This window comes from Candidatus Saccharimonadales bacterium, assembly GCA_040903985.1.
Classification (GTDB): domain Bacteria; phylum Patescibacteriota; class Saccharimonadia; order QS-5-54-17; family QS-5-54-17; genus JBBDUI01.
In genome coordinates, this window is record JBBDUI010000002.1 from 489213 (window position 1) to 514532 (window position 25320).

Annotated in this window: 36 protein-coding genes and 2 tRNA genes; 20 read left to right on the top strand and 18 right to left on the bottom strand. The window is 48.4% G+C overall.

What is annotated here, in order from left to right; translation table 11 throughout:
• Positions 1–5 precede the first annotated feature (5 nt).
• Both WD467_02595 and WD467_02600 read left to right on the top strand, forming a co-directional pair.
• Complete coding sequence (locus WD467_02595; GenBank protein MEX2452778.1) at positions 6–614, top strand: RecX family transcriptional regulator; 609 nt, start codon at positions 6–8, stop codon at positions 612–614.
• Positions 615–621: 7 nt separating this feature from the next.
• Complete coding sequence (locus WD467_02600; GenBank protein MEX2452779.1) at positions 622–1005, top strand: hypothetical protein; 384 nt, start codon at positions 622–624, stop codon at positions 1003–1005.
• A 158-nt stretch (positions 1006–1163) separates the two neighbouring features.
• Here WD467_02600 and WD467_02605 read toward each other — a convergent pair whose 3' ends face one another.
• Positions 1164–1673, bottom strand: coding sequence for a hypothetical protein (locus WD467_02605; protein MEX2452780.1), 510 nt, complete (start codon positions 1671–1673; stop codon positions 1164–1166).
• A gap of 73 nt (positions 1674–1746) precedes the next feature.
• Between WD467_02605 and tsaE the strand changes: the two genes are divergently transcribed.
• The 8 genes from tsaE to WD467_02645 all read left to right on the top strand — a co-directional run bounded on the left by tsaE (position 1747) and on the right by WD467_02645 (position 7268).
• A complete protein-coding gene (gene tsaE / locus WD467_02610; protein ID MEX2452781.1) occupies positions 1747–2217 on the top strand; it encodes a tRNA (adenosine(37)-N6)-threonylcarbamoyltransferase complex ATPase subunit type 1 TsaE in 471 nt (156 codons plus the stop codon).
• Complete coding sequence (tsaB, locus tag WD467_02615; GenBank protein MEX2452782.1) at positions 2214–2606, top strand: tRNA (adenosine(37)-N6)-threonylcarbamoyltransferase complex dimerization subunit type 1 TsaB; 393 nt, start codon at positions 2214–2216, stop codon at positions 2604–2606. The genes tsaE and tsaB overlap by 4 nt, the downstream gene beginning before the upstream one ends.
• A gap of 223 nt (positions 2607–2829) precedes the next feature.
• Positions 2830–3399 (top strand): hypothetical protein, encoded by a 570-nt coding sequence (locus WD467_02620; protein ID MEX2452783.1) that lies wholly within the window; start codon positions 2830–2832, stop codon positions 3397–3399.
• Between the two features lie 155 nt (positions 3400–3554).
• Positions 3555–5066 carry a ribonuclease Y gene (rny, locus tag WD467_02625; protein ID MEX2452784.1) on the top strand — a complete coding sequence of 504 codons (1512 nt, stop codon included), beginning with the start codon at positions 3555–3557 and terminating at the stop codon, positions 5064–5066.
• Positions 5067–5077: 11 nt separating this feature from the next.
• Positions 5078–5872, top strand: coding sequence for a TIGR00282 family metallophosphoesterase (locus WD467_02630; protein ID MEX2452785.1), 795 nt, complete (start codon positions 5078–5080; stop codon positions 5870–5872).
• Positions 5873–5928: 56 nt separating this feature from the next.
• The gene (locus tag WD467_02635; protein ID MEX2452786.1) at positions 5929–6201 is read left to right on the top strand and encodes an HU family DNA-binding protein; all 273 of its coding nucleotides are present in this window, start codon (positions 5929–5931) and stop codon (positions 6199–6201) included.
• Positions 6201–6728: a hypothetical protein gene (locus WD467_02640; protein MEX2452787.1), complete on the top strand. Its 528-nt coding sequence runs from the start codon at positions 6201–6203 to the stop codon at positions 6726–6728. Before WD467_02635 ends, WD467_02640 begins: the two co-directional genes overlap by 1 nt.
• Before the next feature lie 464 nt (positions 6729–7192).
• Positions 7193–7268: transfer RNA gene (locus WD467_02645), tRNA-Pro, on the top strand.
• Positions 7269–7341: 73 nt separating this feature from the next.
• Here WD467_02645 and WD467_02650 read toward each other — a convergent pair.
• From WD467_02650 to WD467_02665, 4 genes are read right to left on the bottom strand one after another with little or no spacing between them, the layout of a single operon-like run.
• Positions 7342–8577, bottom strand: a complete 1236-nt coding sequence (locus WD467_02650; protein MEX2452788.1) for an ABC transporter permease — start codon at positions 8575–8577, stop codon at positions 7342–7344.
• Positions 8574–9302, bottom strand: coding sequence for an ATP-binding cassette domain-containing protein (locus tag WD467_02655; GenBank protein MEX2452789.1), 729 nt, complete (start codon positions 9300–9302; stop codon positions 8574–8576). The genes WD467_02650 and WD467_02655 overlap by 4 nt, the downstream gene beginning before the upstream one ends.
• Before the next feature lie 14 nt (positions 9303–9316).
• A complete protein-coding gene (locus WD467_02660; protein ID MEX2452790.1) occupies positions 9317–9970 on the bottom strand; it encodes a YqaA family protein in 654 nt (217 codons plus the stop codon).
• Positions 9971–10012: 42 nt separating this feature from the next.
• Positions 10013–10882, bottom strand: coding sequence for a mechanosensitive ion channel family protein (locus tag WD467_02665; protein MEX2452791.1), 870 nt, complete (start codon positions 10880–10882; stop codon positions 10013–10015).
• Between the two features lie 100 nt (positions 10883–10982).
• Between WD467_02665 and WD467_02670 the strand changes: the two genes are divergently transcribed.
• Positions 10983–11294, top strand: a complete 312-nt coding sequence (locus WD467_02670) for an MscL family protein (GenBank protein MEX2452792.1) — start codon at positions 10983–10985, stop codon at positions 11292–11294.
• Between the two features lie 35 nt (positions 11295–11329).
• The gene (locus tag WD467_02675; GenBank protein ID MEX2452793.1) at positions 11330–11878 is read left to right on the top strand and encodes a hypothetical protein; all 549 of its coding nucleotides are present in this window, start codon (positions 11330–11332) and stop codon (positions 11876–11878) included.
• Positions 11879–11923: 45 nt separating this feature from the next.
• Here the strand turns inward: WD467_02675 and WD467_02680 are convergent, their stop codons facing one another.
• On the bottom strand, positions 11924–12484 hold the full coding sequence (locus WD467_02680; GenBank protein ID MEX2452794.1) for a hypothetical protein: 561 nt from the start codon (positions 12482–12484) through the stop codon (positions 11924–11926).
• Positions 12485–12639: 155 nt separating this feature from the next.
• Here WD467_02680 and WD467_02685 point away from each other — a divergent pair, with 155 nt between their 5' ends.
• The 4 genes from WD467_02685 (at position 12640) to WD467_02700 (ending at position 15777) form a co-directional block, all read left to right on the top strand.
• On the top strand, positions 12640–12840 hold the full coding sequence (locus WD467_02685; GenBank protein ID MEX2452795.1) for a hypothetical protein: 201 nt from the start codon (positions 12640–12642) through the stop codon (positions 12838–12840).
• Between the two features lie 108 nt (positions 12841–12948).
• Complete coding sequence (locus WD467_02690; GenBank protein ID MEX2452796.1) at positions 12949–13707, top strand: ABC transporter ATP-binding protein; 759 nt, start codon at positions 12949–12951, stop codon at positions 13705–13707.
• A complete protein-coding gene (locus WD467_02695; GenBank protein ID MEX2452797.1) occupies positions 13704–14816 on the top strand; it encodes an ABC transporter permease in 1113 nt (370 codons plus the stop codon). The genes WD467_02690 and WD467_02695 overlap by 4 nt, the downstream gene beginning before the upstream one ends.
• Before the next feature lie 4 nt (positions 14817–14820).
• Entirely contained in the window at positions 14821–15777 is a 957-nt protein-coding gene (locus tag WD467_02700) for a tRNA-dihydrouridine synthase (GenBank protein ID MEX2452798.1), read from the top strand.
• 20 nt (positions 15778–15797) lie between these two features.
• Here WD467_02700 and WD467_02705 read toward each other — a convergent pair whose 3' ends face one another.
• Entirely contained in the window at positions 15798–16442 is a 645-nt protein-coding gene (locus WD467_02705) for a hypothetical protein (protein MEX2452799.1), read from the bottom strand.
• Between the two features lie 143 nt (positions 16443–16585).
• Positions 16586–16661: transfer RNA gene (locus WD467_02710), tRNA-Ile, on the bottom strand.
• A 68-nt stretch (positions 16662–16729) separates the two neighbouring features.
• On the opposite strand from WD467_02710, the gene WD467_02715 reads away from it, so the two are divergent.
• The gene (locus tag WD467_02715; protein ID MEX2452800.1) at positions 16730–17134 is read left to right on the top strand and encodes a septum formation initiator family protein; all 405 of its coding nucleotides are present in this window, start codon (positions 16730–16732) and stop codon (positions 17132–17134) included.
• On the opposite strand, the gene WD467_02720 is transcribed toward WD467_02715, so the two are convergent.
• The 4 genes from WD467_02720 to WD467_02735 all read right to left on the bottom strand — a co-directional run bounded on the left by WD467_02720 (position 17131) and on the right by WD467_02735 (position 19109).
• Positions 17131–17382 carry a glutaredoxin family protein gene (locus tag WD467_02720; protein ID MEX2452801.1) on the bottom strand — a complete coding sequence of 84 codons (252 nt, stop codon included), beginning with the start codon at positions 17380–17382 and terminating at the stop codon, positions 17131–17133. The genes WD467_02715 and WD467_02720 overlap by 4 nt on opposite strands.
• A gap of 20 nt (positions 17383–17402) precedes the next feature.
• On the bottom strand, positions 17403–17717 hold the full coding sequence (locus tag WD467_02725) for a metalloregulator ArsR/SmtB family transcription factor (GenBank protein MEX2452802.1): 315 nt from the start codon (positions 17715–17717) through the stop codon (positions 17403–17405).
• 103 nt (positions 17718–17820) lie between these two features.
• Complete coding sequence (locus tag WD467_02730) at positions 17821–18423, bottom strand: class F sortase (GenBank protein MEX2452803.1); 603 nt, start codon at positions 18421–18423, stop codon at positions 17821–17823.
• Positions 18424–18434: 11 nt separating this feature from the next.
• Entirely contained in the window at positions 18435–19109 is a 675-nt protein-coding gene (locus WD467_02735; GenBank protein MEX2452804.1) for an ice-binding family protein, read from the bottom strand.
• On the opposite strand from WD467_02735, the gene WD467_02740 reads away from it, so the two are divergent.
• Entirely contained in the window at positions 19100–19279 is a 180-nt protein-coding gene (locus WD467_02740; protein ID MEX2452805.1) for a hypothetical protein, read from the top strand. The genes WD467_02735 and WD467_02740 overlap by 10 nt on opposite strands.
• A gap of 169 nt (positions 19280–19448) precedes the next feature.
• Here the strand turns inward: WD467_02740 and WD467_02745 are convergent, their stop codons facing one another.
• On the bottom strand, positions 19449–19964 hold the full coding sequence (locus WD467_02745) for a nucleoside 2-deoxyribosyltransferase domain-containing protein (GenBank protein MEX2452806.1): 516 nt from the start codon (positions 19962–19964) through the stop codon (positions 19449–19451).
• Between the two features lie 188 nt (positions 19965–20152).
• Here WD467_02745 and WD467_02750 point away from each other — a divergent pair, with 188 nt between their 5' ends.
• The gene (locus WD467_02750; GenBank protein ID MEX2452807.1) at positions 20153–20782 is read left to right on the top strand and encodes a DUF2268 domain-containing putative Zn-dependent protease; all 630 of its coding nucleotides are present in this window, start codon (positions 20153–20155) and stop codon (positions 20780–20782) included.
• Between the two features lie 26 nt (positions 20783–20808).
• Positions 20809–21231, top strand: coding sequence for a hypothetical protein (locus WD467_02755; protein MEX2452808.1), 423 nt, complete (start codon positions 20809–20811; stop codon positions 21229–21231).
• Positions 21232–21491: 260 nt separating this feature from the next.
• On the opposite strand, the gene WD467_02760 is transcribed toward WD467_02755, so the two are convergent.
• Genes WD467_02760 through WD467_02780 form a run of 5 tightly spaced genes read right to left on the bottom strand, consistent with a single transcriptional unit; the run spans position 21492 to position 25259 of the window.
• Positions 21492–22163: a hypothetical protein gene (locus tag WD467_02760; GenBank protein MEX2452809.1), complete on the bottom strand. Its 672-nt coding sequence runs from the start codon at positions 22161–22163 to the stop codon at positions 21492–21494.
• Between the two features lie 16 nt (positions 22164–22179).
• Complete coding sequence (locus tag WD467_02765) at positions 22180–23373, bottom strand: hypothetical protein (protein ID MEX2452810.1); 1194 nt, start codon at positions 23371–23373, stop codon at positions 22180–22182.
• A gap of 21 nt (positions 23374–23394) precedes the next feature.
• Positions 23395–24414, bottom strand: coding sequence for a hypothetical protein (locus tag WD467_02770; GenBank protein ID MEX2452811.1), 1020 nt, complete (start codon positions 24412–24414; stop codon positions 23395–23397).
• A complete protein-coding gene (locus WD467_02775) occupies positions 24411–24923 on the bottom strand; it encodes an ImmA/IrrE family metallo-endopeptidase (GenBank protein MEX2452812.1) in 513 nt (170 codons plus the stop codon). Before WD467_02775 ends, WD467_02770 begins: the two co-directional genes overlap by 4 nt.
• Positions 24924–25259, bottom strand: coding sequence for a helix-turn-helix transcriptional regulator (locus WD467_02780; protein MEX2452813.1), 336 nt, complete (start codon positions 25257–25259; stop codon positions 24924–24926). It lies immediately after the preceding gene.
• Between the last annotated feature and the right edge of the window lie 61 nt (positions 25260–25320).

The window sequence follows — 25320 nt, forward strand, 5'->3', positions numbered from 1 at the left end:
AGCACATGAAGATCACCGCCATCAAACAACAGCAGAAACGACCCGATCGTTATTCGATCTATGTTGACGGACGGTTTGCTTTTGGGCTGAGCGAGAATGATATATTGCGGCTGGGCTTACGTCGAGAACAAGAAGTCACTACTGTGGAACTAGCCGAGTTCCAGGTATCTGCGACAGTCGGCAAAGCCTATGAACGAGCGCTAAGCTACCTCGGCATCCGACCGCGAAGCGAGAAGGAAGTCCGGGACTATCTCTGGCGGAAGGAGTATGAGGCAGCGGTCATTAATCAAGTGATAACCAAATTGCAGACTCTAGAGCTATTGAACGATACACAGTTTGCCCGGGAATGGATAAGTTGGCGCCAGAGTGGCCGACCGCGCAGCCGGCGTAAGCTGCAACAGGAGCTAGTTCAAAAGGGAGTAGCTCGGGAGGTTATCGAGGCGGTACTCGCTGATATTGATGATGAGACAGAGCTCGCTCAACTTAAGGAACTTATTCTTCGTCACGCGCACCGCTACGACACCCAAGAGAAGCTAATGGCTTATCTTGCTCGACAGGGTTATGGCTATGGTGTAATCAAACAAGCATTGCAGGAACACGAAGAAGGGGTATAATCCTGTTATGAAGCCAGAATCAGGTATCAGGATTGAAGATACTCCGGTTGGCATAGTAACTACTAGTGTCGGCACTCTCCCCTACGGGCGTGAATATCCCGCTCGTCAAACTACCATCGAGTTTAGAGAGCCGATTCCAGTGGCATCGGTTGCTTACGAGATAGCTCTAGCGGAGAAACCATTCATGGACCAGCTAGTCGAACTGAAGGCCGAACCTGCCCCGGCTTGGTGGCAGCGTGGTGCCGAAGCGCGTAGACAGCGGTGGGATCGTTCGCAAGAGTGTGGCCAGCTTATACTCAATGCCCAAGCAGCAAGCAGGGATAGGAGTAGAGAATTGGTACGAGAAACCCCCTACCTTGAGCCTATACTGTTCCGAGCCGCCCAAGATTAGTTTCAAGGCCAGCTCTACATAGCTAGTCTAGCCTCGCAAGCATACTGGTATAACTATCTAATACAACCATTGTCATAGTCACAGCGATAATCTTCAAAAAGTGTCCGATCGGACACTTTTTGAAGATTATTTCGAACTAGACAGAATGGAGCAGCAGATTATACGGTTTGCTGCGGGGCGAGCTTACCGGCGCGCAGAGTGGTGTCTTCTACTGTGACGCTGTGGTCGTTCACCTCGATGACTTGGCGGCGGTCGATGATGAGAGTGGCCTCCGTCAGACTTTTCCAGATCGGCTGTTTGACGTGCAGCTTCTGCACCTTCCAGGAGACATCATCAATGACGTAATCCTTGACGTGGCCGAGCTTCTGACCGGACTTGCTTCGAACCTGCTTACCGACCAGTTGGTAGTTAAGCTTAAGTACATCTTTCAGGCGTAGGAGATCACCCTCCTCGGCGATAACATCGGAAGAGTCGACGATGAACTGGCCAGCGCCAATCTCACGTATGTCGCTAACTAGTAGTATTTTTCCTGGGTCTTCTGTGAGGTGGAAGCCAGCCACGCTGAGGTCAAATGGGTTAAGCACGATCGCTCCGACCACATCGATGTCTCGGCCGGTGTGCAAGCTGGCCACAGTGATGTCTTGCAGTTGGTCTGAACGTTTGAGCATAGTCGTATTGTAGCGTATTCGTTTCAGCTCTGCAGTTGCGGTAGCTGGGAATGGAGCGCTACTATAAGAGAAGATGAAACCACTCAATACTTACGAAACCGAGCTGGAAACGCTTGATGACACCTTGAGCTTAGGGGCTCGGCTTGGGGCTCAATTTCGAGGTGGTGAAGTAGTTGAGCTAGTCAGCGATCTAGGCGGCGGAAAGACGGCATTGGTTCGTGGTATGGCTCGAGGTTTAGAGTCGGACGATCAGGTGATGAGTCCGACTTTTACCGTTTCCCGTATCTATCATGGTAATAAGTGCGATTTGCACCACTTCGATTTTTATCGCTTGAATGAGCCGGGAGTGATTGCCGAGGAGTTACGTGAGAGTATAGACGATCCTAAGGTCGCTGTTGTCATCGAGTGGAGCGATATCGTGAGTGATGTCCTTCCTTCTGATCGATTGCGAATCAACATTACGGTTACAAGTGAAACAGCCCGGCATGTCACGGTTTTAGCTTATGGTCCCCATCACGCTCAGCTGCTGGAGCGGCTGTCATGATCTTGGGACTAAAGACTGATAACCCTGTAACTGAGCTTTACCTGCTCACACCTAAGGGTGAGATAGCGTATCAGGACATCTGGCGGTCGGATCGTGCACTTTCAGTTCAGCTCCACCGTCATATCGATGATTTACTGCATCAGGCGGAAATAACGCCGGAACAGCTGGATGGCATCGTTGCCTTTGCCGGCCCCGGCTCTTTCACTGGTCTGCGGATCGGCCTGAGCGTGGCTAACGCCATGGCTTATGCACTGCAGCTACCGATTGTAGCTATGCGTGGGAATGACTGGCTAACTAACGGTGTGACTGAGCTTAAAGACACTAAGCCAGGCGGTCAGGTACTACCTTTCTACGGTGGCGAAGCTAACATCACCCAGCCTAGAAAATAGCGTCATCTCCCCTAGTATTCGGATATTTGTACTAAATCTCTCACGATCGTAAGAAATTTAGTACAAATATTAGCAAGGAAAAGGTAGGGCGAGATTAAAGCATAAGCAGTTGCTTTATCACCTCTGGAAGTGTATTAAGGAGTATGGCCTTTTTATAGGCTGGACTACCTTAAGAGAGGTAGTGAATATTCTAAATGTGCCAGAGCGGCGCGTGAGGTAATGGATGAGTAGAGAGACGCTCGGTTTCGAGCTTACTAATGATACAGAAAATGACAGCCTCGATGGGGGTCATCTTTCGGTGGTTAACGGCCAATTTGAGCGGGGCACCTATGTTGCCACCCCCGTCTGGGTTGGAAACTACGTAGTATTCCCCTACAAGCTCTCACCTGAGCTGCAACCATTATTTAAGAATTTTCAGCCGGCACCACTATCTAAATATGCCGATGTGGAGAGCTTTGTGGCTGATGAACGCCCGGCCGATGATCGACCTGGGACACTAAACTTTATGGCTTACTTCCAGCCGGCCAGGGTGCTGACCGGAGGATCGCATAAGATCCGTAGTCCATTTCGCCGCTTATTGTTACTAAATCCGAAGTTAGTGCACAAGCTAGAACAAGATCTAGCCGACACTTATCGTTACGATTCTATAGCTAAGTTAGAACCACAACCACAAACTCGACTGTTTGAAGCTTATAACTTAATGAGTGAGATGGTAGATATCAACGATGAGAATCTATTTCGCACCGAACCAGACGGCACATCAGTCTTCGACCGGGATTATCTCAAGCGTTAAATTGCGTTCTGGCGCGTGAGCTTCTATAGTAAGTGGTATAGATGTTGTTAATTTAAATTTCCTATGATACCTCAACCTGGCGCAGTTTATACCTTGTATTAGACAGATATCTACACATTACGCCGGTTACGGGTCCGTAGGGGGAAGGAAGAGATATGGAGATTGCAGTAATCTTTGCTGTAGTAGGTGCTGCCCTGGGATTTGGAGCTAAGACGGCGCAGACCAAGCGTGTACTAGGAGATGCCGAGAGTCGGGTTAAGAAACAGCTAAGTGAGGCCGAGGAAAAAGGTAAAGAGATCGTGCGCCAAGCCAAGGAAGAGGCGACCAAGATTACCGATGAAGCTAAGGTTGAGGAGAAGACGCACCGCAAAGAGCTGACGGAGATCGAGAAGCGCCTGATTAAGCGAGAAGATACTCTGGATGCCAAACTGGAAGAGTTAGATAAGCGTTCGGAGAAGATTCGTAAATCCGAAGATGAGATTGAGAGTTTTAAGGCCGAACTGGTCGAGATTCGGTCCAAGAGCCAGGAGAAGTTAGAGAAGATAGCCAAGCTCAGCCGTGAAGATGCCGCTGATCGACTCATGAAGATGACCGAGAAGGACGTGCGGGAAGACCTAGTTGGGCTAGTGAATAAGATGAAAGAAGACGCCGCTGAGGAAGCGGAAGATAATGCTAAAGCCATCATCGTGGCTGCCATGGAGCGGCTAGCCAGTGACGTCTCGGTGGAGAAAACGGTGACCTCGGTAGCCCTGCCAAACGATGAGATGAAGGGACGTATTATCGGTAAGGAAGGCCGCAACATTCAGGCCCTAGAACGAGCGACCGGAGTCGACATCATGGTGGACGATACTCCCGGTGTAGTTGTACTTTCCAGTTTCGACCCTATTCGCCGGCAGGTAGCGCGGGTAGTGATGGAGACTTTGATGAAAGATGGCCGCATCCACCCCGGTCGTATCGAAGAGGTGGTCAATAAAGCCCAAGCTCAGATCGATAAAGAAGTCATCGCAGCCGGTAATGAGGCCGCTCGTGATGTCGGTATAGTCGGTATCCCGAAAGAGATTATTCATCTTATCGGTGAGCTTAAGTTCCGTACTTCCTACGGTCAGAACGTGCTTAAGCACTCCGTCGAGATGGCCCATATGGCCGGTATGATTGCCGAGGAGATCGGTGCTAATGTGCGGGTGTGTAAATATGCCGCTCTAATCCACGATATGGGTAAGGCTTTGACCCACAAGATGGAGGGTAAGCACCACCACCTATCGGGCGAGATGGCTCGTAAGTATGGTATCGAGGAGGCGGTAGCACACGCCGCCGAGGCCCACCATGATGATGTGGAAGCCACTACGGTCGAGGCACTGGTTATCCGGGTGGTAGACGCCCTCAGTGCCGCTCGACCAGGCGCTCGCAACCAGTCGATGGAGAACTTCATCCAGCGTATGCAAGAGCTGGAGAACGTGGCTAACGGCTTCAAGGGCATTGAGAAGTCCTACGCTATATCGGCCGGTCGTGAGATTCGTGTCTTCGTCCGACCGCAAGAGATGGATGATCTTTCCTCCATCAAGCTGGCCCGCGATATCGCGGATAAGATCGAAAGTACTTTGCAGTACCCCGGTACGGTAAAGGTTAACGTCATTCGCGAGACTCGTTCGATTGAGTACGCTAAGTAGGGTTCGCGTATATGAAGCTGCTCTACATCGGTGATGTGATGGGTCGCCCTGGCCGAGAGCTGGTAGCGACTCATCTGCCGCAGTTGAGAGACCGCTTTTCTCCGGACATCGTCTTAGCTCAGGCCGAGAACGTCACCCATGGCAAGGGTATGAGTGTAGCCCACTATCATGAGCTACGTGGCTGCGGCATCGATGGTTTTATGAGCGGAAACCACATCTTTGAGGCGGCCGATCTGATCCCGCTGTTAAAAGACCCGAACAGTCCCGTGACTCGACCAGCTAACTATCCCGAAGGTACCCCGGGCATGCAGTATAAGTATCTCGATACCGCATGCGGAAAGTTGCTACTAGTCAGCCTGATGGGCCAGATTGTCGGCAAGGATGCTGATAAGCCGATCGACAATCCCCTCCACGTCATCGACGAGATCTTAGCGGCGCACCACGCAGAAGCTGTAGCTACTATCGTTAATTTCCACGGTGATTATTCCAGTGAGAAGGTAGTCATCGGTCAGTATCTCGACGGTCGGGTTGCTGCCGTAATCGGAGATCATTGGCACGTACCGACGGCCGATGCTCGGATCTTGCCCCAGGGTACGGCTCACATGAGTGATGTCGGTATGGTCGGCACGCTTAACTCATCTCTGGGAGTAGCTAGCGATGTCATTATTAAGCGTTGGCGCGGTGAGCGCCAAGGGCGCAATGAACTGGCTCACGACTCACCTTTTCAGTTTTGCGCCGCACTAATTGAGATTAATCCAGATACTGGCTTGTCGGAGTCAATAACCCCGATTGTCGATTACCTCTAGCTTGATGTTAAGCGCATTACGGCTTATAATAGCCATTATAGGAATAGGAGGCAGCAATGACGAAACGCGAACTTATTAATACTCTGGCCCGCCGACAAAAGGTGAGCAAACGTCAAGCTGAGGAGTGGCTCGACACTTTTACCGGACTAGTAGTCGAGGAAGTATCTAAGGGCAATAAAGTGTCTATCACCGGTTTTGGTGTGTTTGACCTAGGTAAGCGTGCTGCCCGCCGCGGCGTCGATCCTCGTACCCAAGCGGAAATTCACATTCCCGAAATGAAGATGCCTCGCTTTCGAGTCGGTAAACGTTTCAAAGAAGCTGTTCGCTAATGTCTCCGGAAGGTGGCTACCGTGGTAACGGCGAGATTTCGTCCCCTACAATAGCAGCCCGAGAAATTTACGAGCAAATTGAGACCGAAAGTGTGAGCGATGTGCTCCGAATCGGTTTAGCCCGAGCACCATATACGGCGTGGGGATACGATGTGTTTGCCGTCGAGATGCACGGTGCCCAGCCACCAATTACCGGCCTTGATCCGCGTACAGCTCGTTTGCTTCTCTTGGAACACTGCGAGGATGCTAGTTTTGGCGGGTGCACGACTCCGGTTCAATCGCTTGTTCGCCGCACTGTCTCTGCCTTCGATATCGATAGCGGAGCAGCTTGGCAAGGAGTCGATGAGGTAGAAGGAAATACCTTTTTGACATCAGGGAGATTAAAACAAGCTTACAGTAAGGACAACCAAGGTCAGCATTTCATGCTACAGGTTGAGTTTGTTTATGCTGATCAAGGTCAAGGCCGGCTAGTTGATGAGGAGACATTACGAGTATTAGCGCAAATTCATGCGCGTACTACACTCTAGTGTAGATTTATTACCCCTGAATAGTTATAATCAACAACCGTACGTCAGATTAATCAGTTCCTCCGCTGGAATCACGGGACAATCTTCAAAACCTGTCCGATCGGACACTTTTTGAAGATTAAAGTGGCGGAAGGTGCCGATCAATGTGTACACCGGGGTGTGGCCTAGTGGCTAAGGCGTCCGCCTGAGGCGGAAGATCGGGGGTAAGAAGCGTGTTTTGTGTATATGTGCTTCAGAATTCAATAACCCGCAAAAGATACATTGGATATACTTCTAGTCTCGAAGAGCGTATCAGAAAGCATAATACGAATCACAAAGGCTACACTGGCCAGGCCGGTGTCTGGTCTGTGATTTATAGCGAATATTATGAGAGTAAAAGAGATGCGATCTATCGCGAGAAGTTTCTTAAATCAGGAAAGGGTAGAGAATTTCTTGATAGTTTGACAGAATAAGTGAGTACCTATCGGGGTGTGGCCTAGTGGCTAAGGCGCCTGCTTTGGGAGCAGGAGATCGTGAGTTCGAGTCTCACCACCCCGACCACATCAGAATATATTTAGCCTTATGCCCATCGTGATAGCGGCTTACGCCTTGCTTACCGTGGGCTTTTTTTAGGCTACTTTTTAAACAGGCTCGATAGCTTTAGGCGATCGTTGAACTCGAGCGCACCGAGACGGAAGAGTTTGGCTGCGAGCAAGAAGGCAAGTACAGTGGAAGCGATTAAGACCGTGATAGCAGCAGCGGCTTCAGGAGCATCGATATTGCCGAAAGTATTACGGAACAGCAAGGTGGTGGGCGAAGTGATCGGGAAGAAGGTGAGGAATTTCACTAAGGCACTTCCTGGCGCAGTAGTTATTACTCCGAAAGAGTAGAAGGGGAGGAAGGGTAAGATAAAGAAGACGCTGGAGAAGGAGTTAGCTTCTTTGACACCGGGTACCATTGAGGCCACGCCACTCATGAGGGCGGCAAAGAAGAGAAAACCGAAGACAAGGACGAGAAAGCCGATAATAATCGCCATCGGGTCGAAGACTAGGGTTGAGAAGTCGATATCGAGCGGGAGACCGATCTGGTCTTCAAACCTGCGGGCAGTAAAGATACCAGTCACGGTTAAGGTAAGGAAGAAGAGTAGCTGGGTGAGAGCTACTAGGCTGACACCGAATAGCTTACCCGTTATCAAAGTCCGAGGTCGGACATAACTTAGTACCATCTCCATCGATCGGTTCTCTTTCTCTTCGGCGACACCTAGGAGCATATACCCCATAGAGAAGAGCAGGACGATGAAGAATATAGCTAGGAATACTCCCGGTACGATGTAGCCGGCAGCGCCAGGAAGTCGCTCCCCGTCTTCATACGTTGTCAAATCACCAGTAGTACCTTGCTGAATCAGGGCTACAATCTCTGGATCCCCGATGGGCGCGATCAAGCTACTGTGTAAGAGCTGACTCGCAACTTCCGATATAGCCGAGGAGACCACAAAGTCATCACCACCGCTGATAATCACTTCAAACTGGCGGGTCTCCTTGAGCTTCTCCGGGTAGATAATTACGCCACTTAGCTCCTCATCTATGACTGCCTCAACGGTAGCTTCTTTGGCTGCAGTCGGACGCAGTTCAAGGTTAGAGGCGGCAACTATATCCGGGTCTATGAGGCCACTTTCGTCTATTACCACTACATTCTCGACTCGTTCGGCAGCCTCATCGATATTGCTGTCGGCCGTATGCTGAGCAAAGTAGCTGAGGCCGAAGATGGCCGCCATGAAAATGGGTAGGGCTAGCATAGTGAGCAAGAAAGCAGGTTGCTTGACGATAGTCAGGTACTCATGGCGAATGACTGATTTGAGTTTATGGCTCATGATTTATCTCCCCGGTAGAGTGCGACGAAGGCCTCTTCGATCGATTTGGCTTTAAACTCTTTCTTAACCTCAGGGACACTACCGTAAGCTACTCGTTCGCCGTCACGGATGATAATCAGTCGATCAGCGATACGTTCGACCTCTTCCATTAGGTGGGTGATGTAGATAATAGCGGTACCCTTATCACGCAGTTCGTTCACTGTATCCATCAGTAACACTCGGTTGACCGGGTCTAGGCCCTTCGTCGGTTCGTCTAAGATCAAAAGTTTAGGATCGTTCATAATAGCTACCCCGAGTTGTACTTTTTGCTGTTGACCGCCAGAAAGTTTTTTCACCTTGGTGGTAGCTAGGTGATCGAGATCGACGCGTTTTAAGTAATCGTGCGAGAACTCTTTAGCAGCAGCCCGAGTCATACCCTTAAGCTCCCCGAAGTAGGTCATAGTATCTATTACTTTGCTACGGGTATATAGGCCGCGCTCTTCCGGCAGATAGCCGACGATGTCAGACATATGAGGGCCGTACTGCTCACCGTTGACGTGTAAGTGGCCGCTGGTGGGACGATAGATACCGAGTAAGCTACGGATAGTCGAGGTCTTACCAGAGCCGTTAGCTCCGAGAAAAGCAAACACCTCACCGGGCTGCACCTCGAAATTCATATCACGTACGATACTTTTACCGCCGAGGGTGAGGTTGAAATCCGCTACTTTTACTATCGGTTTTGCCATAACTATTTACTAGCCTACACCACATAGCGGAGAGCAACAAATCCGCCTACCAGCAGAGCGATAAAGGCCAGGCCGAGGATATCGATATAGCGCTCAATTTTAGCTTTATACTTCGCCCCCAGCTTCTGGGAGAGCCAGGCCACGATGAAGAATCTCCCCCCACGGCTAAGCAGAGAGGCAAGGATCAGGGTAATGATATTAACGTGAAAAAGGCCACTAGCGATGGTAAAGACTTTAAAGGGAATCGGTGTAAAGCCAGCGGTGAAGATAGTGATAAAGGCGTTACGTTCGTAACTCTCACCAACCGAGTCAAAGTCTTCCTGTAGACCATAGGAGTCGATGATGGGTTGACCTAAAGTCTCAAATAGGGCGAAGCCGATGAAGTAACCCAGCAGTGCGCCTAGGACAGAAGCGACGGTGGTTATAAGCGCTAGTCGTACCCACTTTCGGGCGTTGGCCATAACCATAGTAATTAATAAAGGGTCAGGGGGAATGGGAAAGAATGAGCTTTCGGTAAAAGAGAAGCCGAAGAGAGCTTTCTCAGCCTGAGGGGAATCACCCCATTTCATCATCCAGGCGTACAAGCGCTTAATGATAAGTCGAGGCCAGTTTAATATCGCATATAGCCAAGAGAAACGCGGTTCGCGGGCAAAATCGTTTTTACTCATCCCTGCATTATAGCAATTTAAATGCTAGTGATAAGTAAGATTCTATTTCTTCAATTTTGATATATGGGCCTCTGTCCCTTCAGCCTCGTGGACGACGCTTTGGGGGAATGGGATGACGATACCGGCCTCGTCGAAGGCGAACTTCAGCCGCTTACGTAGCTCGCCGGCCACCTCCCACTGAGCTAGCGGTTTGGTTTCACCGATGATTTTTATCACGATGGCGCTGTCGGCAAAATCGTTGATACGCAGGAACTGCGGTGGCGTAATGATTCGCTTCTGCCAGTCTTCATCCTGGGCCAGCTCAACCCCGACCCGATTGACCACCTCGATAACTTTTTTGATATCTGAGCTGTAGTCGACACCGATATCGAGGTTAACCCGAGCGTACTCTTTAGAGAGGTTCTTCGATCGCTGCACGGTACCGTGGGGTACGTGGTGGACGGTACCGTCGAGATCACGCAAGACAGCCATTCGGAGAGAGATGTCTTCCACCGTACCGACGTCTCCGTCGAGATCGACTACATCACCGATCTGGTACTGGTTCTCGACTATGACATAGAGACCGGCGAAGATATCCTGCATGACTTTCTGCGCGCCGAAAGCAATTACTATACCGACTAGTCCTCCGGCGGCTAGAAGTGGCCGGAGATCGATCTCGAGCTGGGAGATGATGGCCGCAATCGCGATCATCCAGACCAGTAGACTGAAGACACCGGCGGACACATCGAGCAGGGTCTGTTCACGCTGTTTGTGCTGGGCTTCGGTCTGGAAGCGACTGGTCTTGACTGCCCGGCGGATAAAGCCTTCGAGCGGCACCATACCAAAACGACGGGTTAGTATGGCCAGGGCGATGATAAACAAGATAGCCAGAGCGTGTTCGTTAATCCAGGTAGTTAAGAAATCCAGTTCCATTACCCCGATAGTAACAGATAGGGAAGTTGATTGCTACGCATTGATTCTGGCATGATAGGGGTGATATTTAGTTTAGGTACAGACAAAAAAGGAGACCCGTATGCGCGAAGAATTACGTGGATTTGCAGATTTTATCCGCAGCAAGGGAGTGATCGGACTTGCTGTCGGTATCATTATCGGAACTGTCGTCACCGCCACGGTACAGTCGCTAGTGAACGACATCTTTAACCCGTTAGTCGGGCTACTACTGGATGTTGATAATCTAGCTGCGGCTACATTTACGATCGGTGAGGCGGAGCTACGCTGGGGCAATTTCGTCAGTACGCTAGTTGATCTCCTCATTATCGCCGCTGTCGTTTACTTTGGGGTTAAGTGGTTGCGCCTGGATCAGGTGGATAAATCGGCTAAGTAGTCCCGTCCACTGCGTACAAGTGGTAGGATATATATATGAAAGCTAGATATTTCGTCGCCCTAACCGTTATTTTACTTGGCGTAGCCATCCTAGGGCTGCGACATAACAACATTACAGCTAATAATATGAAGCTACGCTTAATCGAGCGTGACCGGAGCGGAGAAGATGTTCGTCCCGAGGTGGAAGGTACGTTGCGTGATTTCGTCTTTACTCACATGAATGCCAGTATCAATATCGTCTTAGTCGGTGAGCATGCGCGAGCTAGTGCTCAAGCTCAGGCCAGTACGGATGATACTGTCGACGGCAGTCTCTACGATGAGGCAGTACGGGTCTGTGAAGAGGACCGCGGACATGTAACGGAGAACGCGCAGTGTGTACTAGAGTACGTGGACAGTCGTAGTAGTGAAGTAGCGGAAGTCGAACTACCTGATATTAAAAACTTTAGCTATACCTACCACTCACCTTTGTGGATATGGGATACACCCGGTCTCGCTCTGTTTGGTGCAGTGTTAAGTACCGTTATTGCACTTTGGCTCTACGCTCGTTATCACACTCGTCGCTTACTACATAAAACAGGCCGGTAGTTTCCTACCGGCCTGTTTAGGCTGCGAAAGAGATAGGGGTCTAAACTACTCTTCCTCTTCCTCGGCGGCTGCCGGGTTAGTACCGTTCTCACGGAAGGTTTCGATAGCCTGCGAGACATCGCCTTCTACACGCAAGTTCTCCCAGAAGATAATCTCTTCCGGTGAGATAAACATCTGATCTTCCGGTCCGTGTAGCTCGTTACCGAGCTTAGCTAGGCTGACTTGAGGTTCTTCGCTGCTAGCCTCTTCCGGCTGCAGCTGTTGATCGACCTGTAGGTAGTAGATGTCCTCTAGGACTACCGTTTGGCTACTCATCGAGCTGATCTTACCGAAGTAAACTTGGCCATTAGTCAGGAAGACGGCCTGGTATTGGTCCTCGTTAATGTGGCTAGCGGCACCATTCTTGCCACTGAAGATAGCCATAGCAAACGCGATTAATACTATTAATGCTGCTGCCGATATCAAGATCACGGCGATCTTACTCTCTAGGGTCGGGCGGTACCATTTATTGGTTGAAGACGATTGACCTTGAGCTGCTGACTGCCCTGCATTGTCATACTGCGCTTGTTGGCCACGCACTTGGTGTGGTTGTCCTAATCCTTCCATTACTCTTCCTTTTCTTATGCTTATTTATACTGGTGTTTATTGTAGATTAGCCTGCGTATAGGTGCAAGACCCTTATGCTTCAGTGGTGAATAATTTGACATCAGGGGTGTCTCAGGTATATTCTGGGGTCAGTCATAAGTAATAAGGAGAGAGACATGGCATATTCACACGTGAATTCAAAGGGAGTTACTTACTACCTTCATTCAAAGGACGTAACTCTACGCGGTGGACGTCAACAGCGAATCTACTACTTCGCTAAAGAAGCTAAACCAGGTGAGTCAATCGACGCACTACCAGAAGGTTTCGTCGTTACTGAGAACCCACGCAACGGCTTCCTTACTCTCAAGCGCGCTTAAGTTAACCCTTCAAGCGACCAATAGACACTCTCTTCGGAGGGTGTCTATTTATTGAGCGGGTCATTTTGCATTGCTCCCAGTGATATGACGGTGTTATATTTAATTGTAATGGCAAAAACGATTCTCAAAGTCGACAATCTAGTTAAACACTACAGCGATATCACAGCGGTAGATGGTGTTAGTTTTACGGTTAAGGCCGGAGAGGTGTTTGGGATCTTAGGGCCGAACGGTGCCGGCAAGACGACTACCTTAGAGATGATCGAGACGATTCGCGAGATCGATGGGGGCACTGCCGTACTGGACGGTTTGAATGTAGCCGAGCAGCCACAGCAGGTTAAAGAGATTATTGGTGTTCAGCCTCAGACCCCTTCCTTTGAAGAGAAAACTAAACTAACTGAACTGCTTGAGTTTTTCGCCTCTACTTATGGGCGGCGAGTCGACCCACTTGCTCTCTTAGAAGAGGTTCAACTGGCGGAGAAGGCTCAGAGCTACCCAGAGAAGCTCTCCGGCGGGCAACGACAACGCTTTTCGATCGCCACAGCCTTAGTTAATCAGCCTAAGGTACTCTTCTTAGATGAACCGACTACCGGACTTGACCCACAGGCGCGACGCAATCTTTGGGGTTTAATTCGCGAGATTAAGGCGCGGGGCGTAACAGTTATCTTAACTACGCACTATATGGAAGAAGCGGAGAAGTTGTGCGATCGGGTGGCCATCATGGACAATGGCCGCATCATCGCACTCGATACGCCGAAAAAGCTGGTGGCAGATCTACTCAAGCGTGGTTTTAAGAAAGAGCAACACGTCGAACAGGCCGACCTTGAGGATGTCTTTATCGACCTGACCGGGAAGGATCTACGCGAATGATTAAGCGCAGTCTACTACCTATACTAACTTTTGCTAAGATCGATATTAAGCGGCTGTTTCGGGATAAGGTCGGCATCTTTTTCGTCTTCATCTTCCCGCTTATCTTTCTATTGGTTTTCGGTGGCCTCTTCGGCCAGGACTCCGGCGTTTCTTTCAATATCGCCCTCATTAATCAGTCCGAGAGCGAATTTGCACAAGACTTCACTGAGCAGCTGGAAGAGAATGAGATATTTAAGGTTTCCGAGGAGGTGACCGACATAGATACCGCCCAAGAGGAGATGAGTCGTGGCACGATCGACGCCCTAGTAGTGCTAACGAGTGGCTTCGGTGCAATCCGACCTAGTGATGGCTCTCCGAGTGGTCAGGTTGAGGTAACGTATGATAAGGGCAATGAACAGGCCGGCGTAGCTCTCGGCTCGATTCTCGAGAGCATTTTCGCCGATATTAATGCCGAGCTAGTGCCGATCGAAACGCCATTTAGTGTAGCAACCGCACCGACTGCGCGTGAAGGCCTGACGAGTTTAGACTATATTTTCTCTGGTCTCTTAGGGTTTACTATTCTTTCACTCGGTATCTTCGGTCCTACCACTGTCTTTCCCCGCATGAAGGAGAAGGGCATCCTGCGGCGTTATCAGACTACGCCGATTAAGGTCTGGCAGTACTTTGCCGGTAATGTGCTCAGTAATGCCGCCGTCGGAGTGATGGCGATCGGGGTGATGTTTACTACCGCCCTGCTATTCTTCAACGTCAGTATGCGCGGCGACTACATTAGTCTAGTCTTACTAGCTATTCTCGGTACCATAGTGCTGTTCGGTGTGGGGCTAGCTGCCGGTGGTTGGGCCAAGAATGAGAATCAGGCCGCTCCGCTGGCAAACCTGATCGCATTCCCGATGATGTTCTTAAGTGGGGTTTTCTTCCCGCGTTTTCTAATGCCCGAGTGGTTACAAACGGTTTCCGGCTTCTTTCCACTTACACCACTAGTCGATGGTTTACGTCTAATCATCACCGAGGGTCGGACGATTCTTGAGCTCGGTCTCGAAGTTGGCTTGCTGGCCGTCTGGGCGGTAGTGATCTACGCTATCGCTTTCCGCGTTTTCCGCTGGGAGTAGGTCAATGAGTATCTGGCAACAACTACCCCGACCATTCTTTATCCTCGCTCCGATGGACGATGTAACCGATACTGTATTTCGCCGTTTAATCGCCGAAACAGCCGCACCAGACCTATTTTTTACTGAGTTTGCCAATGCTGACGGTCTGCAGAGCCCGGGTCGCAAGGCGGTAGAGAAGAAGCTACAGTTTACTTCCAGTGAACAGCCATTGATTGCTCAGATCTGGGGCAAGAAGCCGGAGAGCTACTTCCAAACTGCTCGGGAGCTGGCCGAACGTGGTTTTGCCGGCATCGACCTCAACATGGGCTGCCCGGTGCGAGCTGTGGTGAAGAACGGTTGCTGCTCGGCCCTGATCGATGACCGAGTACTAGCGGCTGAACTGATTGCCGCTACCAAGGAGGGAGCTGGAGAGCTGCCGGTAAGTGTGAAGACTCGTCTTGGTTTTAAGCGGGTCCAGACTGAAGATTGGTGTGGCTGGCTGCTGGAGCAGGGTATCGCTGCTTTAACCGTACACGGTCGCATCGCTGTCGAGCAGTCGAAGTATCCAGCTCAGTGGGATGAGATAGCTAAAGTCGTGAAGCTACGAGATGAAATGGACCGGGAGACACCGATTATCGGCAACGGCGATGTGACTTCACGCACTTACGGCGAGGAGCTGGTTCGCCAAACTGGAGTCGATGGCATCATGATCGGTCGCGGTATCTTCCGTGATCCATGGGTGTTTGCACCAACTCCCGTATCGCCGACACCGGTCGAACGCATTGATCTGCTTTTGCGTCACCTCGAGCTGTGGGAAGAAACCTGGGGAGAGATGAAACCGTTCGAAGTCATGAAGAAGTTCTTCAAAATCTATATCTCTGACTGGGAGGGCGCAGCTAAGATTCGAGCACATCTTATGGAGCTGACCACTCTGGATGAAGTAGTGGTGTATCTACAGAGCATGCGGCAACAGCTTATTTAGCGGTAGTTTCTATTTATGGCTTAACTGCTACCGAACAGCTCATTAAACATCTTCGGATCATCAAGGGCATCTAGATCGCTGCTCTCTGCTGCGACCAATCTATCTTCATACAACCTTCTCGCCCCTACTAGTCCAGCTTCAGCTACCAGCCCGATCCCGGCTCTAAATTGAGGAAAGTAGCGAGCTAGCTCTCGTCCTAGCACTATGCATTCTCTGGATTCGATGATTGGATAGGCCGCGCTGAGACTAGCTTCGCAGGATGTCTGCCCATCCAGTAATATCGCATCGACCTGACTGATTAATTCGTCACCGTCCATACTGTAGTCGAGTCTAAGGGGCGGGGCTTCAGTTTTCACAGCCTTAGCTTGTTGGCTAAAGAGTGACTGGTTGGCCGGGAACTGGGCTGATACCATCTCATGACCAGCATAGACACCAAGGAGAAAAGCTTGCGCCCGTTCAGGGTTGGTGTCGGGCCCGGCGAAGCCCCTTGCTAGCACCCGAGCGATCTCATGACAGAGCGTATATAGTTGAGGATTCGTGTGGCGTAGATTGTATTCTGCGGCCGTTAGAAATGCACTTCGGTTGACGGCAGCCTTATCTAGGGTGATCTCGGCAGTTGAAGCCGTGATCTCAATATCATTTGAGCTGGCAAACTGTTCGTGCATAGTATCTTCCTTGACTATATTTTACAGTATACGTCAACCAGCTGACAAAGCTTAGGGAAGTTCATCTTGTGTGCAAGATAGCGAAACCAGTAAGTGTAGATAAAAACTATCCCGCTCTTAGGCGGGTGTGGGTGGGATAAGTGTGGTGGGGGTGGCTGGAATCGAACCAGCGACCAATTAGTTATGAGCCAACTGCTCTAACCGCTGAGCTACACCCCCGTGTAAACTTTGTCTACCCCAAAAGTATAGCAAACAGCTGCTATACTTTTGATAGATAGGTAGTAAATATGAAGAAATGGCTAGCTAAGTTCAAGTTCTCCCCTCGTCAGGCTGTAATGGTCGGTGTGTTGGTGCTACTAGGCTACGTAGCCTTCTCTACCTTGAATGTCATCGCCCGCAACTACCAGCTGCAGCAGCGCATGGATGAGTTAGCAGCGGAGAATGAGATTCTAGAGCTAGAGAACCGACAACTCGAGTATGAGTTAGCCTACTACCAGACTGATGCCTTTACCGAACTGGAAGCTCGAGCAAAGTTGGAGTTGCAGGCACCGGGGGAAAAGGTAGTGATATTTCCAGATCGTATTCCTGAGCCGGCCGGCCCGCCCCAACCGGAGCCAGAGCCGACCTTCACCCAGACGTTAGCCGATAACGTTCGGGAGTGGCTGTATTTTCTGTTTCGGATAGAGACTTAAGCTAAGCCTAGTGCTGCATCGATCTTCGGCTTGTCGAAGCCGAGTACTTGCTCAGTAGAGCCGTCGTCTTTCTCTATGATGGCAAACGGTACGCCAAGCTGACCGCTCTTCTCGTATAGTTCTTTCGCAAGGAGCTGATCCTCATCGGCCCGCTTCTCATCAAACGTGACATCGTGCTCGCTCAAGTAGTTCTTGAGCATGTGGCAGTAGGCACAGGTAGCGGTGGTATAGATAGTGACTTTAGACATATTGTTCTCCTTCAACTTAATTATTTGCTTGAGATAAGCTTAGTAACTTCTTCTACTAGTTCATCTTCACAGCGGAGTAGATAGCATATCTTTTGGCCGGTGCGCTGCTTATCGACCAAACCGAGTCGTTCGAAGTGACGGAAGTGTTGGGATACGGCCGATATTGAAATATCCAGCTCGGCGGCAATCTCACCGACACAGCGGTCGGAGCCATCAAGTAGTAGTTTAAATATCTTGTACCGGGTCGCATCACCTAGTAGCTGCATAGTGAATATCAGCCGCTCATCTTGCGGGGTGAGGGTTATTGTAGATTGGTCGCTAACTATTGGGTTCATAATTAGCATTTTAGCAACTACTTAAATATATGACAAGGAGCTGCTCGTAACTTATACGCCGTAGGGCTAGTACTCTACCGGGTGGTGGATAAATTTCTGTGAGTCAGTCAGTTTTATCGGCAAAGACGACTAGCCGGTCCGCGTAGGTTTGGCCCTGTTCATTCCAGGCGCCAGTGCAGGTAATAAGGTTTAGGTGTTGACCAGCTTTGCTACGAAATACTTCATCAGGTCGGTCATCTTGGGCGTAGGTCTTGATTTTCATGACAGTGAAATGTACGTTCTGGCCCTGTTCGTCTACCACTGAGAAGTGTTCACCGATCTGCAGCTTATGTAGATTAGCAAATACACCAGGTGTCTTCAGTCCGCCTACGTGACCGGCGATGACAGCGTTGCCCTCATCCCCAGGATGCGAGCCGTACTGGTACCAGCCTGCATCTGAGAGCTTCTCGGGTGCCTCCATGTCGCCATCGCTAGTCAGTCCGACGTGTGCTATATCGGCATCTATACTGAGAGTCGGGATTAGGAGGCGGGTAGGTTTGCTGTGAATGACTCCAGGTGACTCCATTATAGCTTCGGTCTCAGGAGGGATATCGAGACTTACTGCCGAAGCGGGCGGGTTATCGCTGCTAAGCAGTGTACTCAGTACAGCGATTCCGACTACCAGCCCTACCAGTAAAATACGCTTCAATTTTACCGGCTTCTTCATAGTTCTAAGGATTAGCGGTTAGTAAGGCGGTCTGACTTGTGAACAGCGTAACCAACTACTGCTAGCACGAAGAATATGGCCAGTAAATTCACGGCTGTTGTCTCGTCAGTCTCTGCGGTAATGCTAGTGTCCGGTAATCCCGGTGTAGCCGATGCATCAGCAGTAGCTGTACATGTCGGCCCAGTGATGGTGTTGCTGTCTAAGGTGATTTCGGCGGTACCATCAAGTGCGCGGCCATCGAGTGTGGCACCGGTGGCGAAAGTTATGCTAGTACTAGCCAGAACGTTGCCGACAAACTCAGTACCTGCGTCAAATGTAGCGCTGCTGACCACACGCCACCAGACGTTACACGCTTGACCGCCGCCGGTAAAGACGATGTTAGCGGTACTTCCAGTGGTCACCAAGCTGCTGGCTGATTTGAAGATCCAGACGTCGGTAGCCGCACCGTTGAGGGTAAGGGTTCCAGTAAGCTCAAAAGCATCGGCACAGTAGACACCCGCTACCAAGTTCTCTCCGACCAAATCCTTGGTACCGGCATAGGTGGTATCACAGGTCTGTGAGCCGAGGGCAGTAAAGGCTGCACCACGGTCGGCTTGAGCAGAAAGAGCCGTGCCATTAGCATCGTGAACTGTACCGCCCAAGGTGACGCTGCCGAAACCAGTGGTATGAGGGGCTGATGCCGACATTACCACTGATAGTAGTGGGTCCGGTATTGGTGACCTCAGAGCCGGCTAGTATGGAGAAGCTAGCGGCTGTTCCGAGTCCTGGTGAAGTGGCAGCTTGGGCGACTGGGACTAGAGTAACGAACGTTAATATTATCGAAGCGATACTGAGTTTCAAAAGAGCTTTCATGTAGTATATTCATTTCTAGTATCTGCTTATGTATATTGTTAGTTTAATTCTACCTCTTTTCTGGTATTTTCTCAATTTAATTGATCGATGAATATAACAAAACAAGTAGCCCCACAGAATCAATTTCTACTAGCCAAGAGCGTAGTTAATGGAAAGCGGGCTGAGAGGGCACTCTACTGCTCTTTAATGAGCTTGACTGCCGCCCTACAAGTACTATCAAGCCTATCTAGAATGGGTACATTAGGACAGTCCTGGGAGAAGCGCCTACGAATGTACCTTTCGTTACCAAAACCTTTTTCAATTCCTACTACTAGGTTAATCCCGTCTCTCTCATGCTTGAGCTTAGCCTCAGCTAGTTCAAACCTTGATGTTTGAGCGTAAGCTCTAGAAAATCCTCTCTCATCTGGATCTCCGGCTTCGGCCTGACATGCCAGCCAAAACATTACTGCGCCAGTTTTAGCTGCGCGTTTAAGGTATTCCGTCTCCCAGTCGACTTGTTTTTCGTATACAAACGTACCTTCTGGGTATTCTCTTCTCGGCGAAGCAATAGTAATCCCGGATGTAATACCACTAATGATATCAATGGCTTTCTCCTGCCAATCTTCTGCGCCTTGTATCGGTCCGGCTAGGAATAGAACGGGAGTCTCAGTATTTACGATCTCAGGCGGTTTGATTACTTCTGTAGCCATTAAACTGAGTATAGCAAAGAGGTAGCTATACATAGATAAGATTCGGTCTAGGAACCGGGTCTTCGGTGATAAGTGTCCAACTTGGTAGACGCGATTGTATTCGAACTTTGTTCGCTAGCGGCCTAATATAGGCAATCTGCACTTAAGGGTTAGCGATAGGGATGGGTCTAGAACTGTATAATAGTAGCATGATAAAAGTGTCATATGTAGAAATCAGCCAGAAAGATAAGAGCCGCATAGAGGTGGCTCTGCCAATATGGCTACAAGAGGTGAGAGAACTCCTGCCACAGGTACCTGAAGTTATAGAAGTCATCTTCGATAATCAATATCTTATCAAGATTACCGGTACGGGTGGATTTGCCTTAGATAAGGATAAGATCGCACTAGCATTTGACCCTGCTTTCACTAACAAGAATTTACAGTTCAATAATCTGCGCGGAAGCTTCTATCATGAGTGCTTCCACTTAGTACAAGGCTGGGTGGGTGGAGTAGCCGGAGGCGAGATATCGGCTATCGAGGATGCTTTAATGGAAGGTTCGGCCACTGTTTTCGAGCGGGAACGTACAGGTACAAAGCCGCCTTGGAGCGACTATTCCGATATAAAGAATATAGATGAGAAGTTGGCTACGATTAAAGAGTTAGGAGCTAACTATGATTGGCAGAAGTGGAAGTTCTATGACCCCGAGACTAATACACGTTGGATACTGTATAAAGTAGGTGTTTACCTTACCGAGAAAATCTTGGATAATAACCCAGAATTAACTATTGAGGATGTAGCTGGCATGAAGGTTGCGGGTATGCTTGATGCTGCCGATTGATCCATTTCTTTATGTATACTTAACCCATGAATAATCTAGATGATTACGCCGTAGATTTATACGAAAACTATGAAGCTGGAGTTCGGAAGCTGGCCGAACTAGTTGCTAACAAGAAAGTGGTCGGTGTGGGCGAATCGACGCATGGAACTCATGAATTCTTCCAGCTCAAAGCTGATTTGTTTGTGGAGCTTCACCAAAAACAAACCTGGCTAGCTAACAACATTTATGGGAGAATTGCTTCATGGGTCACTATGCTAGCGAAATGGATCCAAATTGGGGAGAACCGACAGCTTCTGAGAGCAAGCTCGCAGAGGTACCGGAAGAAATCAGGGAGTTGGCGCAGTGCCTTTTTAGGGGGTTTGATAGCATGGCGCATTTGGACTCAATCAATGCAGAGCACGGTATCAGAGTTGCCGCTGCCATCGATGCGCTTGTACAGAAAAGGATAGTTGAAGCTCTAGCGCAAACTACGAAAGCTCACGATTAGAAACGTTCTCAACTGAGACAAACAGAAACCACCCATCTCTGGGTGGTTTCTGTTTACTTGGTAGAGCAGACAGGTCTGGAACCCCCAACAGAGGTAAATGAGACAAATGAGACACCTAAAAAAGGCTTGTCTCAAAAAGTTGGCTCTTAGGTTAAAATATAGCGTAAGAAGTTTACGTATGAAACTGACTAAAAACGATTTCAACTCACTACAATACCTAAGCTAGCTTACCATTGGTTCAGTTCCATTTTCTTCAACTATTTCCATAGTGATCTCGTTTGCTACAAGATCTTTATAAAGCCACGGCCAGTCATCCAGCTTATTTTTTGTAGCTTGTTCAATTCGGTCTATTTCCTCATTGTATTTGTCTTTAAGTCTTTGGTAGTTAGTTTCTGCTCGATTGCGCAGGTCGCCGGTTTCCGCTAACCTTGGTTTTGCGTATTCCAGGTAAGACTTTTTAAAGTCTTCGTATAGAAAATCTGGGTTTATTATTACCAACTTTTTGTCAGCATATCTCACTAAATGAGTATCATCCCTGTCGCCACGCCTAGTTATGCCTACCTTACCCTTTGTTACAAAACTGTGAGCAATACCATTTCTAATCAATTCTCTTCCTATGATTCCGAAGGCCTCGTACCTCGAGTCAATATTTTTCAGATAATTCTTACAGTAGTGTTCGAAAGCAAACGAACCATTAACTTCTTGGCCTTCCTGTGGCTGGCGTAATAAGAAGCCAAGAAATTCGATACCCGAACAGAGAGCGCTTGTCATTAAATATGAAGCATTACCTGGGTGATTATCCCTAGGGATTTTGTCTTTGATAGTTTTAATGTCGCTAAGTAGATAGCCGTCAATATATTTATCAAGAAAGCTATCAAGTATATTTATCTGCATTAGCTATAAGTATAGCTTACAGTATAATATCTCGACCATCTTTGCCTTTGATGGGGTAGGAGCTCTTTTCTTTGTTTGTCTGGCTACTTGTTTGCTTTGATTTCAAATTCTTGCTCTTCATAACTAATTTCTTGATGTCTTCTTCGTTCTCGTAAGCCCGGACTCTTCCGCTTAAATAGCCGAGTCTATAAGTGATGCCGTCACTAGTTAGCCGCCAGTTGGTATCATTAAGTGCTTTATTGACTAGCTTCTTCAAGGTTTTCCTGCTGTCATAGTCATCTCGGTCGTTCTTGCCGTCTAAACAGCTAAATCCAATAAAGACATCACGTCCCATTTCGGGTTTATCTAGACTAAATTCAATGTATCCGGCTTTTTCTAAGACTGGGCTTAGTATTTCGGATAGCTCCGGAATCTTTAACTTTTTGATTTGAGCCACAGCATCATAAATGTGCTTATTATCTTCTTTTTCTTTAAGTTCTTTGTCGAGTTGCACCATACCTTCTAATCTGTGCTTAGCATCGATGTGTTCTTGACGAACCTTTTCGTCCAAGAGACAGAAAGCTCTGCGGTCGTCTTCAAAATCTGGGTCTGGCTTCTCTTTTTTACGAATCAGATCCAACTTATCTTGATAACTGTGCTGACATTTAGGGCAGCTGTACTTAGTTTTGATAGCAGTTTTCAGACGAGTAGTCCTTTCTTCCATAATTGCTTTGCATTTAGGGCAGTAGGTGTGCCGGCGCTCCCATTCGGCTCCGTCTTCCCAAAAGGCACTGTTTTTATCGCAGTGCGGGCACTTGAGCATGAATAGCACTTCTTCGGGATCATCGTACTTATAGTCTTCTCCACGATTCATCAGGGTTTTATCAATAATCCGTAGGCCTTGCTTGCCACAGTGCTGGCAATTTGGTTCAACTGATAGCCGGGAAGAACTGATTTGTAAGTCTTTTGCTTCATCTTCCGCTATCCACTTGGCGATTGTCTCGTCACGCTTGTAGTAGCGATCAACAAGAGCGTTGCCAACCACCATCATATAGATCCAATTCAAGTGGAACGTGCTACGAAATGAGTCTGGTTTTTCATCCGGCATGATTTTGAACCATTCATCGCGGAATTGAAGAAAGTACTTAAAGTCTCGGCGAGCAAAATCAACAGTTATCCGATCATAGCGGTCTTCATATTCTTTAAATTTTTTAGGATGCGCATAGTCCATTAACTTATACTAATCCTGTGATTACTCTGCTTCAATGAGGGGCTTATACCATTTTGCCAAAGCTTCAAAGCTCGCAAAAGTCTGCGGTACCGGATTGTTGGATATAAACTTGGCTTCCCAATACTGGTTCCAATACGCCTCAATTGATCGCCGAGGATGTTTGGCAATAAATGAATCATAAAAACTATCCAGTATGTCGTAATGGTGCGTATGAATAAAAGGCTCCCAGGTTTCTCGGAGTTTGTCTTGATCTGCTCCGGGCCGGTTAATAATTTCGGTTTGTTCCATCGCCCTGTCGTTGTTATCGCCCCAGCCTTTCTTTAGCAAATCAATGGCTTCTTTGTCGGTAGTGGGAGCGCTATACCCGAAAGCTGTAAATATAAAACAACCCTTAAAATAAAACCGAGCTGCCTCCCACTCACGTTTAATAAAACTATCTGACTGATAGTCTTTGTTCTCAACCGGATAGAGCAACTTGGAAGGCTTAAATGGCTTGCGACACCGACTACATGGTAGACCGGCAATACCGCTAGTGTTATGTTTCTCGCAGAAACCTACAGTCACGTTTCCATGTAAGAAGAATAGTTTCGGGAAGCTTGTGGTAATACCAAGTTTAGCTAGCCGGATTCGGGATTGCATCAAAAATGGGTCCCAGTTGAAGGTAAAGATCGCATCTTTATCACGCAAAGACAGGTTTATGATGTCGTACAGGTTGGGCTTATCAGGTAGCTCAAGCTCCGAAAAATATTCACGTACCAATGAATCAATACTACTTAAACTATCCGATGAGCCCAGGTTGAAGAGTTGTGAGTAAGCAGCCTCAAAATCTTGCGTAGCCAATTCTTTTAGGTTATTAGGAAACAAGTCTACAAGTTTCAAATTTTCTGCCACATCGCGAAGTAGCGGTACCGGCCGTCCATTCCTATCGCCATTAGGTAGAGCGGCTTTGCTTGCTCCGGCACCGAGTAGAAGTATGTGTGGTTTTCCGTGGAACGGATTAGCAATTTCTTGCTGAACACTAACTTCGTTATCTGATGTCATAGCTTGTTCAACAACCCCGTACTAGTAATGCGCCACCAAAAAGCTTCTTCACTTACCGCTAAGTGCTTAATCAAGCCAGCAGTATCGCCACGAAATTTCTTGATGTCTTCCTTTATCAAATTTAGTGGCATTATTAGTTCAGCAGCAAACGCATTAGCTTCAACTTCAGGCACCCTAGAATCATCGAAGTCAATTGAAGCTCCGGAATGGACATGCCCCATATAGAGATGCCCGAATTCGTGTGCAACAGAAAACTTCTGCCGATTGACAGAAGTTTTTTTATTAAAGGCGATATCGATATCTTGACCGTCTTTATGTGCAATTGCGTAAACAGTACTAGGTAGTTTATCGGTTCCGTAAAATCTTATCCCAGGATGATCTTTTGTGATTACACCAACCAGATCGTTAATTTTAATTGGTGTCGCAATAATACCAGCACGCTTAATAAGTTGTCGGGCGGAGTTGTGACAACCGCTTATTCGGGCTTTGTTTTTAAATTCCTCCTCCATTCACTTTTTCCTCTGGCTTTTCATCCATTCTATATAATTCATAACACCCTTCACGTCTTCTTCGCTAAGGTCTTCATCTGCGCGAAGCGCGATACTGACATCCTTGTGCTCAGATGCAACCTCGCCATCCAGTAAATAGCCAATTGTCACCGATAACTTTCTACCAATCTCCTCTAATTCGTTGATTTGAACTCGACGTTCACCGGATTCTATCAGCGATATAGCAGTACTAGATTTGTAGCCAACAGCTTCTGCAAGCTGTTGTTGTGTGAGTCCGACTCTAATACGAGCATCTCTTATTCGACCGCCGATTTTTTTATAGCGATTACTATCCATGACTACCTCTTTTACGTATCTAAATGATAACTTAGGCGTGACTATTTGACAAACAATTTAC